The organism is Anaerosoma tenue (assembly GCF_023161965.1).
Classification (GTDB): Bacteria; Actinomycetota; Coriobacteriia; order Anaerosomatales; family Anaerosomataceae; genus Anaerosoma; species Anaerosoma tenue.
Genome location: NZ_JALNTY010000001.1, coordinates 713,375 through 728,288, shown reverse-complemented (window position 1 = coordinate 728,288; position 14,914 = coordinate 713,375). Strand labels below are relative to the sequence as shown.

10 protein-coding genes are annotated in these 14,914 nt (G+C 68.8%); 7 read left to right on the top strand and 3 right to left on the bottom strand.

What is annotated here, in order from left to right:
- Window positions 1-78: 78 nt before the first annotated feature.
- Both MSB02_RS03595 and MSB02_RS03590 read right to left on the bottom strand, forming a co-directional pair.
- On the bottom strand, window positions 79-1,296 hold the full coding sequence (locus tag MSB02_RS03595) for a glycosyltransferase family 4 protein (protein WP_267193833.1): 1,218 nt from the start codon (window positions 1,294-1,296) through the stop codon (window positions 79-81).
- Window positions 1,293-2,792, bottom strand: coding sequence for an oligosaccharide flippase family protein (locus MSB02_RS03590; RefSeq protein WP_267193832.1), 1,500 nt, complete (start codon window positions 2,790-2,792; stop codon window positions 1,293-1,295). Before MSB02_RS03590 ends, MSB02_RS03595 begins: the two co-directional genes overlap by 4 nt.
- A gap of 158 nt (window positions 2,793-2,950) precedes the next feature.
- On the opposite strand from MSB02_RS03590, the gene MSB02_RS03585 reads away from it, so the two are divergent.
- Entirely contained in the window at window positions 2,951-5,296 is a 2,346-nt protein-coding gene (locus tag MSB02_RS03585; RefSeq protein ID WP_267193831.1) for a cell wall-binding repeat-containing protein, read from the top strand.
- 6 nt (window positions 5,297-5,302) lie between these two features.
- Here the strand turns inward: MSB02_RS03585 and MSB02_RS03580 are convergent, their stop codons facing one another.
- Complete coding sequence (locus tag MSB02_RS03580) at window positions 5,303-6,472, bottom strand: glycosyltransferase family 4 protein (protein WP_267193830.1); 1,170 nt, start codon at window positions 6,470-6,472, stop codon at window positions 5,303-5,305.
- A gap of 97 nt (window positions 6,473-6,569) precedes the next feature.
- On the opposite strand from MSB02_RS03580, the gene MSB02_RS03575 reads away from it, so the two are divergent.
- From MSB02_RS03575 to MSB02_RS03550, 6 genes are all read left to right on the top strand, one after another.
- Window positions 6,570-7,895, top strand: coding sequence for a glycosyltransferase (locus MSB02_RS03575; protein WP_267193829.1), 1,326 nt, complete (start codon window positions 6,570-6,572; stop codon window positions 7,893-7,895).
- Window positions 7,892-9,346 carry an O-antigen ligase family protein gene (locus tag MSB02_RS03570; protein ID WP_267193828.1) on the top strand — a complete coding sequence of 485 codons (1,455 nt, stop codon included), beginning with the start codon at window positions 7,892-7,894 and terminating at the stop codon, window positions 9,344-9,346. Before MSB02_RS03575 ends, MSB02_RS03570 begins: the two co-directional genes overlap by 4 nt.
- The gene (locus MSB02_RS03565; RefSeq protein ID WP_267193827.1) at window positions 9,339-10,079 is read left to right on the top strand and encodes a hypothetical protein; all 741 of its coding nucleotides are present in this window, start codon (window positions 9,339-9,341) and stop codon (window positions 10,077-10,079) included. Before MSB02_RS03570 ends, MSB02_RS03565 begins: the two co-directional genes overlap by 8 nt.
- Window positions 10,080-10,088: 9 nt before the next feature.
- A complete protein-coding gene (locus tag MSB02_RS03560; protein ID WP_267193826.1) occupies window positions 10,089-11,339 on the top strand; it encodes a glycosyltransferase in 1,251 nt (416 codons plus the stop codon).
- Window positions 11,332-12,510, top strand: coding sequence for a glycosyltransferase family 4 protein (locus MSB02_RS03555; RefSeq protein ID WP_267193825.1), 1,179 nt, complete (start codon window positions 11,332-11,334; stop codon window positions 12,508-12,510). Before MSB02_RS03560 ends, MSB02_RS03555 begins: the two co-directional genes overlap by 8 nt.
- Before the next feature lie 159 nt (window positions 12,511-12,669).
- Window positions 12,670-14,895, top strand: a complete 2,226-nt coding sequence (locus MSB02_RS03550) for a cell wall-binding repeat-containing protein (RefSeq protein WP_267193824.1) — start codon at window positions 12,670-12,672, stop codon at window positions 14,893-14,895.
- Window positions 14,896-14,914 lie beyond the last annotated feature (19 nt).

The window sequence follows — 14,914 nt, the reverse complement described above, 5'->3', positions numbered from 1 at the left end:
GGTGGCCTGTGTCCGGCTCGAAGCGTAGCATAGCCGCGCGCGACGGTGGCCTCGCCGGATGGTGGCGTTACCGGTACGTCAGCACTCACGGCCGAGCGCGTGCGGTCCGACGACCTCGGCGTACAGGCTCAGGTAGGCGGCAGCGGTGGCGCTCCACGAGTAGCGCGCTGCAGCCTCGAGGCCCGCGGCCGACATCCGTTCGAGCCGGCGGGGGTCGGCCAGGAGCTCGAGCGCTGCCTGCGCAAGCGCTTCGGGCGAGCGGGAAGGCGCCAGCGCTCCCGCGCGGGGATCCACCACCTCGGGCAATCCGCCGGTGTCGGCGGCGAGCACGGGCGTGCCGCACGCCAGCGACTCGAGCGCGACCAGGCCGAAGCCCTCGTAGCGGGAGGGGACCACGGTGAGTGTGGCGGCGCTGAACCACAGCGGCATAATGTCGGGGGGTACGGCGTCAACGACCATCACGCCCGAGTGCGGTCCCGGCATCGGCGCATCGAGGCCCCACGGGCCCACCATCACGAGCAAGGTGTCGGGGCGCTCGCGCCTGATCGTCTCGAAGGCCTCGAGCAGATCGCCCGCCCCCTTGTGCTCCGTGATCCGTCCCGCGTAGAGCAGTACAGGCCCCGTGTGATCGCCGAGTCCGACAGCCATGCGCTCCTCGGCGGCGTCACGCGGACCGAACCGCTCATGGTCCACGGCGTTGGGTATCACCTGTGCGCGACGTATGTGGGGCTGCAGGTCGCGGACTTCATCGAGCAGCGCCTGCGACGGAGCGGTAACCGCGTCGGCTGCGGCGAGATGCTCGGGCACGAGCGTGCGCATCGCCGGGTACTCGCCGGTCTCAAGGCCGCCCAGGCCGTGCACCACAGTCACCACCGGGGCCGTTGCGCCGGCCAGCCGCAGGTAGAGCGGCCTGAAGTCGGCCTGCTGCACATGCACCACGTCCGGCCGCTCCGCATCGAGCGCCCTGCGGATCAGCAGCGCGCGCGAGAACGTGCGCCTGAGCGGCAGTCCGAGCCGGCGCCTCTCGGCCGAGGTGGCGGAGCGCCACAGCACGCCCGCGGCTGTGAGCGGATGGGCCGCCGCCGTGCGCAGCAGCCACACAGCCGAGGCGCCCCTGACGCCGTACGTGCCGGATCCGCTTGCCTCGACGTACTCGCTGTCCGAGAGGACCGCCACGCGCGCTCCCGCCTGGCGTAGCGCCCCGGCAAGCGCAGCGGTGTGCACCGCCACGCCTCCCACCGACGCAGACCTGTCCTGCCTCACCGTGGGGCCGAGGATGGCGACAGCAAGGCTCATCGTGTGCGTCCCGTCAGCCGGCGCCATACGCGGGCGGCGAGATCACGCACGTAGGCTCTCTCGTCGGCCCGCACGGCGCCTGTGATGAAGATGCCGGCGATGTAGACGGCCGCGCCGAGCGCCACCTCGGCCAACAGCACGCCGATGTTCCCCGGTACGCGTCCGAGCGTGAGGGCGATCGCCGCCCACATCGCGCCGCATACGGCCGCGATCCGGGCGAGGTCGGCCCACGGGATGACCCACTCCATGTACGGCCTGCTCCGGTACCACGTGAGCGCGAGCAGCAGCGCGTACGAGGCGAGCGTGGTGTACGCCGCCGCCATATAGCCGAAGCGGGGGACGAAGACGATGTTCGTGACGATGTTGAAGACGCCTGCGGTCATCGTGTTGGTCATGGTGATGGTGGATTTCTTGTGAAGGGCGATGCCGTTGCCCGCGATCTGCACGAGTCCGTAGGAGAGCGACCCCGCCGCCACGATGGCCAGGATCGGGAACGCCGCCCGGTAGTCGGGGCCCGTGAACACCTGCATGAAGTGCCGCGAGGTGGCCGCCAGCCCGAACAGCAGCGGGAACGTGAGCAGGGCGAAGTAGCGCGTCATCTGCGTCTGCACGCGCTGCGCAAGCGCCTGTCCCTGCCGTTCGAACGTCTGGATCATCACCGGCCCCATGGCGATGATGAGCGGGAGCGTGATCAGCTGCATGATCTTCTCGCCGAGTCCGTACGCCACCGAGTACAGGCCCACCTCGGCAGTGGTGCGGGTGAACTCGATGATGTAGCGGTCGGCCAGCACGAGAAGCCACGAGGAGATGGCGGCCGGCACGAGCGGCATGCCGAACGACAGGTACTGCCTGAGGATGTCGGGGCTGAAGCGCCTTGGAGAGAGCGAGCCTTCACGCGCCACCATCCGCAGACTGAAGGGGAGCATCAGCACGTTGCCGATCACCATACCGAGCAGGATGCCGTACGAGCCGAGCCGCGGCACCGCCACCAGATAGACCGACGCGGCCGTTCCCAGCAGGGTCACCCCGATCGAGATGATGGCGAACGGCGTGGCCTTGTTGGCCGCCCGGAGCACCTGGAGGAGCACGGTTCCGAAGTAGGTGATGCACAACGACGCCACGCCGATCGGCACGAGGCCCACGAGTCCCGGGGAAAGGGAGTCGCGCGCCAGCCATACGGCGAGAAGGATCACGGCCGCCACGACGAGGACCGACATCACCGTGGACCACACCGACGTGCTCACGTAATCGTCTTGCCGGTCCTCGCCCCGGTAGGTCCAGTAGAAGCGCACCACGGAGTTGGTGATCCACGCGGTGGCCACAGCGGCCGCAAGCGAGGTGGCCGAGGAGATGAGGTAGAAGTTGCCGTAGTCGGCACGCTCCACCATGCGGGTGAACACCGGCACGGTGATGAGCGAGGTGAGCGCGGGTACGAGTCGCACGGGGAAGTACTTCAGCGTGTCCGACCCGGCCCCCTTGAGTATGTCCTTCAGCATCAGGGTCCATCTCGGTCCGGTAGGCGTCGGTCGGATTGTATCGGACTTGAGGAAACGCCGTTGCACAGGTAGCATCACGGTTCGTGAAACGTAATCGAGCGGTATGCGGTTCCGCTTCCGGGAGCCCTCAGCATAGACCTAGCAGGCGCATGTGGCGGATGGGGGCATCCGTCGCTCTTGCTGCGGTGTTCGGCGTCCTTCTCGCGACCGGCGGCGCATGGGGCACCTGGTTGGGCGACTTCCTGGATGCCGACGCATCAGGCAACGCAACGTACGAGGCGATGGCCATCACCCCGTCGGCGGTCTACGATGCCGGGTCCAACGCCACTGTCGTGGCTTACCAGGGCGCGAACCTCGACCCCTACGTCTGCGTGCTCGACCACGACACCGGCCGATGGTCTGAACCGGTGCGCGTGGGCTCCAACGCCTACCTGGCGGGCAGGATGGACACCCATGGCGGGCCGTCGATCATCCAGGATGTCGACGGCGTGTTCCACGTCTTCTGGGGCGCGCACAACACGAGGCTCTACCACGCGGTGAGCGCCACCCCCGGAGTCCCGGGCAGCTGGAAGCTCAAGAGCGTCACGGTCGACGGCTCCAGCGTGACGTGCACGTATCCCGTTCCCGAGCTCTACGAGCACGCAGACGGGACCGGGCTGCGGGTGTGGATGCGCCGGGGCGAGGCCAATCCGATCCGTGGCGACATCGCAAGCATCGTCACCACCAACGGCGTCACCTGGGCGAGGGGCGAGACCGTCATCGAGTCCACCGGCGACTCCCTCTGGTACGACTCCGTGTTCACCGGCGACCACGCCACCCACATCGCGTTCACCCGCGCTCCGAGGACCAGCTACTGGGGCAACGCCGACCCGTTCGTGCGGCAGGGCCTCTACTACGTGCGGTCCGAGGCCGAGGGCGTCTGGACCGACGCCACCGGTACCGTCCTTCCCGGCCCGGCAGTGCCCGAGGAGACCATCCTCGGCACGTGCACGGTGGTGGATATCCCTGAGACGGACGAGATCAACCAGGTGGTGGTCCGGGAACTGCCGGACGGGAACCCGTGCATCCTCTACCTGCAAGGAGACACTGCGGCAGAGGAGCAGATCTACTCGTGGCGGTTCACGCGGTTCACTGGCACGGAGTGGACCGAGCCCGTCATCATCGCCGAGACCGACCACTTCTTCGACGCCGCCGATCTCGAGGTTGACGACCGTGGCGGCTGGACGTACCTGCATGCATACGTGACCACAGGCGGACGGCCGGATAGCCAGGCTCTTGTGGGCGATCCACATGCCGCCCGGGGCGGAGACCTGGCCCGCTTCACCTCAGGTGATCTTGGCGGAACATGGTCCGATCAGGTTTGGGTGAAGCAGCAGGACGGGCCCAACGCGCGCTACAACGATCCGCAGGTGGTGCGAGGGGCGCCGGTCTCGTCGTTGCCGCGCGTGCTTTTCTGCGAGTGGAACAACGACGCGAGCGCGTACTTCCAGAAGGTCTTCTTGTGGGGCGAGGACGGCCTCTTCGGGCGTGAGGTGACGCCGGAGATCACACGGCTCGCGGGCCTCAACCGGGTGGGAACGGCGGTGGAGGCCGCGAAGAAGGCGTACCCCGTGGTCTCGCCTGCGGTCGTGCTCGCCCGCAAGGACGCGTTCCCCGACGCACTGTGCGGGGCGCCGCTCGCGCACGCCTACCGCGCCCCGATCTTGCTCGTGAGCACCGAGAAGCTGGACGCCGAGACCCGGGCCGAGATCCAGCGTCTGCGCCCGTCGCGGGTGCTGGTGCTCGGCGGCACGGCGAGCATCTCCACCACCACCGTGGTGGAGGTCCAGAGCGCGCTCTACGAAGCCGGCGTCACCAAACCCACGATCGAGCGCTTCCCCGGAACCGACCGCTACGACACATCCGCTTTGATCGCCGAGCGGCTGCGCCAGCTCAAGGGCAGTCCCAGCGAGGTGGTGCTCGCCTCGGGCGCTGACTTCCCCGACGCGTTGGCCGCGTCACCGTACGCCGCGCGCACGGGCGAGCCGATCCTCCTCACGCGGCCCGACAGCCTCACGCAGGCAACGTACGATGCGCTGCGGGCCTCGGGTGCGAGCGACGTGTACATCGTTGGCGGGGAGGCGGCCGTCTCCGGGGACGTGGAGGACGTGCTGGAGACCCGTGGCTACGTTGTGCGGCGGGCGGCGGGCGCCAACCGGTACGAGACCGCGCAGCTCATCGTTGAGCGAGGACTCGGGCGCGAGCAGGTCTTCGGCATGCAGCGGTTCGTGGTCGCCTCGGGAGAGACGTTCCCTGACGCTATGACCGGCGGGGTGTTGGCGGCGCGGGTGAACGGTCCGTTGTTGCTCACGCGTTCGTCGGGCTCGCTTTCCGATCCCACGCGCTATCTGATCGACCGGTATGCGGACCGCGTGCTCGACGTCTACGTGATGGGCGGCGCTGCGGCGATCGATGAGTCGGTCGTGAACGATCTCCAGATCCGCGTGGTCGGCGATACCTACTAGGCGGGCTCAGAGCGCGTTGTAGAGCTCCAGCAGATCGGCCGAGTCGGACTCCATGCTCCACGTGGTGGCGGCCGCGCTTCGGCCCGCCCGTGACGTCTCCCTGAGCCGGGCAGGATCCGATCCGAGTGCAAGGGCCGTCTCCGCGAACGAGCCCGCGTCCCCGGCGGTGAACACCGCTCCCGCGCCCGTCTCCCGCACGATGCGCGCGAGCGGAGCGCAGTCGCTCACCAGCACGGGGCGCCCGTACGCCATGTACTGGAAGAGCTTGTGGGGCACGGTCGCCTCCGTGTGCGGACTCTTCAGGTGCGGCACGAGTCCTATCGTGGCCTGCTCCACGTAGCGCATGGCCTCGTCCTTGGGCAGCCGCCCCGTGAACGTGACCGCATCGTTCAGGCCGAGGCGCCTCGCCAGCGCTTCGAGCTCCTCGAGGCTCACGCCGTCGCCGACGATGGTGAGATGCGCATCGGGCCGTTTGCCGAGTATCGAGGGCATGGCCTCAACGGCGGTCTCGAGACCGCGGTGCGGAGCGATTCCGCCCACATACACCAGATGGAGCCGGTCGGGCAGCGCGGGAGCATCCGCTGACACCAGTGCAGCGGGCTCGGCGTTACCGAACACCACCACACGCGCCGGGTCCGCGCCCAGGCGCACGAGGCGGTCCTTCGCTTCCTCCACCACCACGACAACGCGGTCCGCCTCGCGCACCACCTGGCGCTCGAATCGCGACGCCCGGGCTCCGGAGAACAGGACCCGGTCGATCCATCGCCGACGCCACAGCCGGAGCGCCGCCGGGTAGTTCTCGTGGAAGTCGAGCACCACGGGAACCCCGGTCTTCCGTCCCGCCTTGAGGGTAGAGCGAGCGTAGGGGAGATCGTGGCAGTGCAGCGCTTGTGCGCCGTGTTCGGTCACCAGGCGCTCGATGGCGCCCCGCCACGAAGGCGAGTCGAGCGTGAGCAGGAACAGAAGCGAGTCGAGCCGCCTGCGGAGCGGAGAGCCCGGGTACACCCTATGCCTGATCGCCCGCACGTTGCCGACGCTCTCCTCGGCAACCTGGCCGTGTCCCCGGCGGCACAACAGCAGCACCTCGTGCCCCGCGCCGGCGAGGACGTCGGCCTCCTTCTCAACGCGGATGTCCGGAGGGAACGGCTGGTTGGCGAGCACCATGCCTACGCGCACGGGGCGACCCCAATCGTCGATGGCGGGTGGGCGGGGCGGTGTCGGCTGGTCAACGGCGCGGTTCCGGCCCCTGGGTGTTGCCGGTATTATACGGCATGTGACCGAACCCACACCCAAACGTCTGCTCGTGCTGTCCTACGAGTTTCCGCCGAGCGGCGGAGGCGGCGTACAGCGCATCGCGAAGTTCTGCAGAGACCTCCGGCACCTCGGCTGGGAGCCCCACGTCGTCACCGCGGAGCACGTGCCCGGCCGTCCCGAGGACCCAAGCCTGCTGGCGGATGTGGCCGGCATCCCGGTGACGCGCCTGCCGCATCGGAACGCCGTGCGCGCGGTCGCCCGCCCCATCGCGCAGGTGAAGCGTGTCCTGCGTACCGCCGGCCCCGGCGGTACGGCCGCGGGTGTCGGCGCAGGCGGGGCGCCCTCCATCGGAACGCCGCTCAGTACGCGTGTCGTCCGCTGGGTATGCGTCCCCGACGAGGCGCGCCGGTGGGCGGCCTCGGTGGTGCGGCACGTGCGGCGTTCAGGCGAGCGGTACGATGCGGTGCTCGCGTCAGGCCCGCCGCACTCCACGCTCATCGCGGGCCGCAGGTGTGCCGAGGCGCTCGGCGTGCCGCTGATCGCCGACATGCGTGACGCTTGGGCCACCAACCCGCACTTCCTCCGCCCAACGCCGCTCCACCGTGCGCTTGCGCGGCGTGCGCAGCGTCGTGTGTACGGATCCGCGGCAGTGGTGGCCGCCGTGTCGCCCGACATCGCCCGCGAGGCGGAGCGCTTTGGAGCCTCCCGCGCCGTGGTGCTTCCCAACGGCTACGACGCCGCCGAGATGCCCCCGCTCACGGGCGCTACCGGATTACCGCTTGCGCTCGCGTTCATGGGCCGCTTCTACGGGCTCACCGACCCCGCACCGCTCCTCGAGGCCATGCGGACAGTGATCGCCGAGGAGGGCCCGGAGAGCATCCGCTTCGACGTGGTGGGCGACCGCTCGCCTGCGGTGACGGAAGCCGTGCGAGCCGCGGGTCTCGAGGAGGTCGTGCGCTTCCACGGGTATCTGCCGCACCGCTCCGCGCTCGAGGTCGTTGCCGCAGCGGACGTGGGTGTTGTGGTGATAGCCGACGTGCCGGGATCGCGTGCCGTGTACACGGGGAAGCTGTTCGAGTACCTTGGCATGGGCCTGCCCGTCCTGCTGGTGGGGCCCGCAGACGGCGCCGCCGCACAACTCGTTCGGGATGTCTCGGCGGGACGGGTGGTGTCGTACGGCGACACGGCCGCGCTTACCGACACGCTGCGCGAGATGCTCGCCCTGAAGGTGCGAGGCGAAGCGCTGGCCACACCCGACTGGGGGCAGGTGGCGCGGTTCGAGCGCGCGAGACTGGCCGAGGCCCTCGCCACACTCCTTGACGAGACGCTCGGGGATGAGACGTGAGCGCGACGAAGAGCGATACACCTGCGCTAGGCGGGTTCGACATACGCCTCGTGACGGCGCTGCTGCTTGCTGCGGTGATCGTGGGCCTGCTGCTCGGCGACCCGGGAACACGGAGCGGCGCGCTGCTCGCCACGCTCGCCCTCGCCGGCGTGGGCGTCGTTGCGCTCCTGCTGTGGAAGGCCGAGTGGAGCGTGCCGCTCATGCTCGTGGCCGCGTCGTTCGACCTGGGCGGGCGCATCATCTCCGAGCCGATGCCGCTCACGGCGTATCAGGCGGTGCTTCTCATCGGGCTCGCGTCGTGGGCGCTGCGCCTCCTGGGCGGTGACGAGTCGGCCAAGCCCCGGTTCACGCTCATCGATGCGGGACTCCTGCTCCTGCTCGGGGCGGCGTTGTGGTCGCTCCCGTTCTCGCTCGACAAGGGCGACACGGTCATGGCAATCGCGCGGCTGGTCTTCATCTACCTGTTCTACCAGCTCACGTCCACCTTTCTCCGCAAGCAGTGGGTCGTTGATGTCTCTACGGCTGCGTTCGTGGGCGCGGGCGTACTGCAGGCGCTGATAGCGCTCGCGCAGGTGCGCGGTGCGTCGATCGGCAACACTGCCGTGCGGGTGGGCGGCCCGACATCACCCCTCCGCGGGTCCGCGTTCTTCGACGACCCCAACTACCTCGCTGCGATGCTGGCTGCGGCCGTGGTGGTGGCCGCGATCAAGGTCGTTCACGCCCGCTCGTTGCGGCAGGCGATCCCGTGGCTTGTGGCCGCGGGGGTATCCGCCCTCGGCGTGTACGTCACCTACTCGCGCACCGGCCTGCTCGCGCTCGCGGTGGGGTTGGTGGTCGTGTGGGCGCTGGCGCCGTCGGGCCGCAAACGATGGGTGTTCCTTGCGGGCGTGCTCGCGGTCGCGGGCATCGTGGCGGCGAACCCCGAGGCGGTCATCGGGCGGTTCACCGCTCTCACCGACGTGGACTCGGACCAGTCGGCGGCCACGCGGTACTACATGATCACGTCCACGCTCGAGATCATCCGCGACCACTGGGCGATGGGCACCGGCCTGGGCGCGTTCGACATGGCCTATCCCGCGTATCGCATCGCGGGATCGTCGTTCTCGGTGATCAGGCCTCACCAGTTGCCGCTCGCCATGTGGGCCGAGATGGGGATCGCGGGCCTGGTCGCCGAGATCACGCTCACCTTCGCCGTGCTGAGGATGGCCTGGACGTCGATCCGCATACAGGGGCCGTCTGTCACCCCGCACGGGATCGTGGACCTGCTCGCCGAGGCAGGCGACCGGCTCACCCTCGGGCAGAAGGCGGGGCTTGCTATCATCGTCTCGTATGCGGTGGGCTCGTTGTTCCAGTACTTCCTCTATATCGAGTACCTGTGGTTTGGAGTGGCGCTTCTTGCCGGATCGACCATCGCGCGTCGTGCGCAGTCTTCGGAGGTCCAGGATGTCTGAGTCGAACGTTCGTCGTCTCGTGCACGCGCTGCTGCGGGCGTGGTGGATCCTCGGGGCTGTGGCGCTCATCGCCGGAGCGACCGCGTATCTCGTGGCAGATCCGGGCGACCCTATGTGGGTGGGGGAGGCCACGCTGCGGATCGACAACGCCACCGTCTCGCGGTACCCGGGCCTTCCGGTGCCCGAGCGCGTGCTGGCCGAGGTGCAGTCGGCCGACTTCAAAGACGCCGTGTTGCAGGAGGCCGGGACGGCCGAGGGCAGCCTGTCCTTCTACACGACCGGCAACCCGCAGACGGAGTTCCACGCACGATACATCGGGCCTTCCGAGGAGACCGCCGGCACGGTTGCCGACGTGGCCGCCGAGGCGGTGGTTGCCGAGTACCTCGAGATGAGCGAGCCCGAACTGAACCGTACAAGACTCAGGGTCGCCGAGGAGCGTGACATGGTCAGCGTGCTGGAAGAGGCGCTGGAGGACCCGGAGCTCACCTCGTCGCAGCGGGTCGACACCCGCTACCGTCTGTACTCGGTGCGCACCACGCTCATCGTTGACGAGGCGCTGCTGCAGCAGCAGGAGGGCGCTCTCGCCTACGACGGCGAGCCCATCGTGACGCAGCAGGACGTGGAGTCGGGGCGTCGCAGGACTGCCCTCGGCGCTGCACTGGCGGGACTCGCCCTGGCGGCTCTGGTCGTGCTGCTGCGCGAGCGGCCGCAGGCGATACGGCACGAGGGGTAGCGGGTCTCAGTGGACGACCGGGAGCACGGTCCGCTCGTCGGGCTCACGTATTCCAAGCAGTTCCCGAATCCCGCGGAGCCCGCACGCGGCTTGTTCGTGGCCGAGCAGGTGCGGGCCACCTCTGACGCGGTGTCGTGGTCGGTGATCGCGCCTGTGCCGCGCACCTCGCGGTTCCTCGCGCGGCTCCTGCCGCGTCCGTTCGTGCCGCCGCGCTCGGCTTTCGGTGGCCTCGAGGTGCGTCATCCCGCGTATCATGTGCTGCCGCGCCGGCTGCGGTACACGCATGTAGGCCGGTCGATGGCGGCGGCCTCGGAGGACGATTTCGCCGCGGTGGTAGAGCACGAGCGTCCGTCGTTCGTGCATGTTCACACCCTGTATCCGGCGGGTTCGGCCGGGCGGATGCTCGCCCTGCGGCACGGTCTGCCGTACATCGTCACCGTGCACGGCTCCGACCTCTACTCCAACATCATCCGCGCCGTCTGGAAGGCCGAGCTTGAGCCTGTCGTGCGCGATGCCGCCGCGGTGGTATGCGTGAGCGAGCCGCTCGCTCGCGACACGGCCGCGCTGCTCGGCGCCGACCCGGCGCGCGTGCTCGTGATCCCCAACACGTTCGATGCCGGGTCGTTCACCGTCCGTGACACGCCTCTCTCGGCAGACACGCTGCTGTCGGTGGGCCGGCTGGTGGACGTGAAAGGGCACCGCGTGCTCATCGAGGCGCTCGCGCTGCTGGCGCCCACGCGGCCCGATCTGCGTCTCCGCATGGTGGGCGAGGGCCCCGAGCGCGGCAGCCTCGAAGCGCTGGCAGCGCGTCTCGGCATCGCCGATCGCGTGACGTTCCCGGGCGCGCTCGATAGGGAGGCGCTCGCTGCCGAGTACCGCTCCGCGGACCTGTTCGTCCTGCCGTCGTTGCGCGAGGGATTCGGCGTGGTGCTGCTCGAGGCGCTCGCTTCGGGCACCCCGGTGGTGGCCACCGCATCCGGCGGCCCGCAGGGGATCGTCGGCCCCTCCGAGGGCGAGCTTGCCGAGCCCGGCGACGCGGACTCGCTTGCGAGCGCCATCGCCCGCGCACTCGACCGCATCGGCTCGTTCGATCCGACGGCGCTGTCCTACGGCGTGCACGAGCGCTACGGCCCCCAGGCCGTGGGCGAGCGGCTGGTGGCGCTCTACCGGGAGGTGGTGGCCGGAAGGCTTCCGGGCGCTACGCTCGGCACGGCCGAGACGGACGGCCAGCCACCGCAGGGAGGCGCTACCGATGAGTGAGGTCACGCGCACAGATGCGGCGGCGCCAGATGTGAGGCGGGTCGTGATGGTGCTCAGCAACGACGCCGCCTCAGACCCGCGGGTGGAGAAGGAGGCCCGTGTGCTCGCCTCGGCCGGCCGGGAGGTCACGATCGTGGCGTGGGACCGCTCGCAGTCGCATCCGGCGCACGAGCGGCGCGACGGGTTCGACGTGGTGCGCCTGGGCCCGCCCGCCAGCCACGGCGCGGGGCTCAGGAACGTGCGGCTGTACCCCCGCTTCTGGGATGCGGCGGCCGAGGCGGTCCTCGCGCTCGATCCGCATGTGGTGCACTGCCACGACACCGACACCATCCCGGTTGGCGTGCGGGTCAAGCGTCTGCGGTCGCAGGTCCGCTTGGTGCTCGACTTCCACGAACTCTACGCCGAGAGCAAGATGATCCCGCGGAGCGGCATCAAAGGCGCGGCAGCGCGTGCGGCGGTTCGGCTGATCGAGCGGCGTGGCGTGCGGCGCGCCGACGCCATCGTGTTCGCCAACCCCGGTCAGGTAGGGCGCGTCGCCGGTACCGGCAGCAGCGATCCTCGCGTGGTGCTTGTGGAGAACGCCCCCGACCTCGCGCGCTTCCCGCAGCCCTCACGCATGTCGGAGGCGAAAGACGCCATCCAGGTGTGCTTCATCGGCAAGAAGCGCGACGCGTTGCGGCTCGAGGTGCTGATGAAGGCGATCGACGGACTCCCGCAGGCGTCTGCGCTGCTCGCAGGCGATGGCACCGCCGAGGAGGAGGTGCGCCGTCTGGCCGAGGGGCGTGATCGCATCACCACACGGGGCCGCCTGATGTACGACGAGATCCCGCCGCTCTACGAGGACTGCGATGTCGTCTATGCCGCGTACGACACGAGCTTCGGCAACTACCGCACCCACTTCCCCGTGAAGGCGATGGAGGGGATGGCCGCCGGGCTGCCCGTGATCGTCTCGGAGGGTACCTGGGTGGCACAGTATGTGCGCGAGAAGGGTATCGGGTTCGTGATCGACGATCTCGACCCGTCGAGCGTCGCCGGCGCTCTGCGGCAGGTGCTCGACGATCCGGCCGAGGCCAAGCGCATGGGTGCCAGGGGCCGGGCGATCGTGGAGGACAGCCTTAACTGGGGCGCCGCGGCTGAGCGTCTGCGCGTCGCTTACGGGCGGCTCGCCTGACCGTTCGTCGGGCTGTCCTGCAGCGGGCGGGGCCACCGTCCGATACCAGTAGGGATGACGGTTCGTTCACGCCTGCCCCTGCCGGCAGCCCCGACTCGGGCACGGTGTTATAGTGGGGCCGGATGAGACACAACCCAGCAATCATGGAGGAGTGTTCCCATGCATCGTAGCCCCCTCATCCGGATCGCAGCCGCGCTCGCGGCGCTCTCCGTGGTGTTCACCCTTGCCTTCCCCGCGCCGGCATCAGCCGAGATCACGATCCAGGCGATCCCCGACTTCGTCTTCAATGGCGGTGGATGGGGTCATGGCATCGGTATGAGCCAGTACGGCGCGCAGGGTTACGCCATCAAGGGCTGGACCGCTGAGCAGATCATCAAGCATTACTTCCAGGGCTCCTATCTGGGCACGATCACCGGTAAACGCATCCGTGTACGGTTGGATCCGGATGCGGGCACCGGCAGTGCCGAGTACACGCGACAGACGTGGCGCATCCGTCCGGGCTACGAAGGCGGCAAGCTCAAGATCAACGGTGTCGAGTACGCGGACGGGACGTATACCTTCACCGCCTCAGGCAGCTCGATCGTGGTGAGCGGCGGGAGCATCGGCTCCCCAATGACATTGACCGGCGAGGTAAGGGTCGACCCGGTGGGCGGCAATCCTCCGCTGTTGCAGGTGGTCGAGGGGACCGGGCTGTACAAGTCGTGGTATGTGCGCCATCGCGGGTTCATCCGCATGAGCGCGAGCAGCAGCAAGATCCGGCTCATCGGCGATCTTGCCATGGAGGACTACGTCAAGGGCGTCATCCCTCGTGAGAGTCCCGCAAGCTGGCAGCCGGCTGCATTGCAGGCCCAGGCGATCGCGGCGCGCTCGTACGCGTACGCGTCGTCTACCGTCTACTGCACCACTAAGTCGCAAGCATACGGCGGCCATTCAAAGGGCTCGGATCGCACCAACCCCGACTACAGTACAGGCGAGCACTCCAACACCAATGCGGCGGCCGACGCCACGGCCAACCGCTACGCGATGTACGACGGGACCGTGATCACGACCTTCTTCTCGTCATCGATGGGCGGCCATACGGCCAACATCGAGGACTCGTGGAGCTACTCCGCGCCCAAGCCCTACTACACCGGCGTGCCGTCACCGTACGAGGCTCTCGCGGGATGTCCGAACCAGTCGTGGACCGTCCAGATGGACGGACTCACGCTCGCAGGGAAGCTCAAGGGTTCGTCAAGCGTTACGAGCGAACTCGCCGGCCATGGCCTTGCGCCCGTACCGGTCGGCGCCGGCAGCTCCGTGTGGGTGTCGAGCATCAGCGTCGATTACGGGGTATCAGGCTACCCGAGATGGGTCTACTTCAAGTTCTCGACGGGCGACAGCGTCAAGCTTTCGTCGTGGACGGTGAAGGTGGCGCTTGAGCTCAAGTCTCCCAACTTCCGGCCCACGACCTTCCCGATCTCGCGTGTGGAGGGGATCGACCGGTACGCCACTTCTGTGGAGATCTGCAATGCCGCGTTCCCGGGAGGCACAGCTCCCGCAGTGGTGCTGGCGAGCGGTCAGGACTACGCGGATGCGCTGACCGGCTCGGCTGTAGCGGGCGCGGCCGGCGGTCCGCTGCTGCTCACGGCGAAGGACCGTCTCCCTGACTCCGTGGCACGAGAGGTCCGGAGCCTCGCACCCTCCAAGGTCTACATCATGGGAGGCACGGCGGCGGTGTCATCCTCGGTAGAAGAAAGCGTGCGGTCGCTTCTGCCCTCGGCTGAGATAGTCCGCTTTGCCGGTGCCAACCGCTACGACACGTCGGTGCTCGCGGCCCGCGAGGTGGAGTCTCTCTCCGGCGTTACGAAGGCGATCGTCGTGAGCGGCTCGGCGTGGGCCGATGGCGCGGCCATCTCCGGTCTTGCATACGCCAGGAGATATCCGATCCTGCTTAGCGCCACGGATCGTGTCCCCGGCTCCGTGAGTGCGTTCTTCGCGGATGCCAAGCCCGCGACCACGCTGATCGCGGGCGGCACCTCGGTCGTTACCGGGGGCGTTGCCACCACCATCGGCGATCTCACCGGCGGCGATGTCACGCGTCTCGCCGGCGCTGACCGATATCACACGTCCTCGGCGATCGCGCGGCATTCGGTGGATGTCGAAGGCTTCGGGTACGGTCAGGTGTATCTGGCCACCGGAGCGACGTACGCCGATGCGCTCTCGGGCGGAGTGCTGGCAGGCGTGACCGAGCAGCCGATTCTGCTGACGCGGGTCGATTCGTGTCCCGGAGGGACCCAGTCGTTCTTGCTCGAGCGCAAGGCGGGGATCGCCGGGCTCACCATCTTCGGCGGGCCGAGCGCGGTATCCATCGACGGTCTGCTGTCGCTGGACGAAGTGATGCGCTAGCGTCTCGCGTGTCGGCCGG

Bases quoted from the DNA above. Each gene is read 5' to 3' on its own strand.
- MSB02_RS03595 (WP_267193833.1), bottom strand. From the start codon at position 1,296: ATGAGCCTTGCTGTCGCCATCCTCGGCCCCACGGTGAGGCAGGACAGG.
- MSB02_RS03590 (WP_267193832.1), bottom strand. From the start codon at position 2,792: ATGCTGAAGGACATACTCAAGGGGGCCGGGTCGGACACGCTGAAGTAC.
- MSB02_RS03585 (WP_267193831.1), top strand. From the start codon at position 2,951: ATGGGGGCATCCGTCGCTCTTGCTGCGGTGTTCGGCGTCCTTCTCGCG.
- MSB02_RS03565 (WP_267193827.1), top strand. From the start codon at position 9,339: ATGTCTGAGTCGAACGTTCGTCGTCTCGTGCACGCGCTGCTGCGGGCG.
- MSB02_RS03555 (WP_267193825.1), top strand. From the start codon at position 11,332: ATGAGTGAGGTCACGCGCACAGATGCGGCGGCGCCAGATGTGAGGCGG.
- MSB02_RS03550 (WP_267193824.1), top strand. From the start codon at position 12,670: ATGCATCGTAGCCCCCTCATCCGGATCGCAGCCGCGCTCGCGGCGCTC.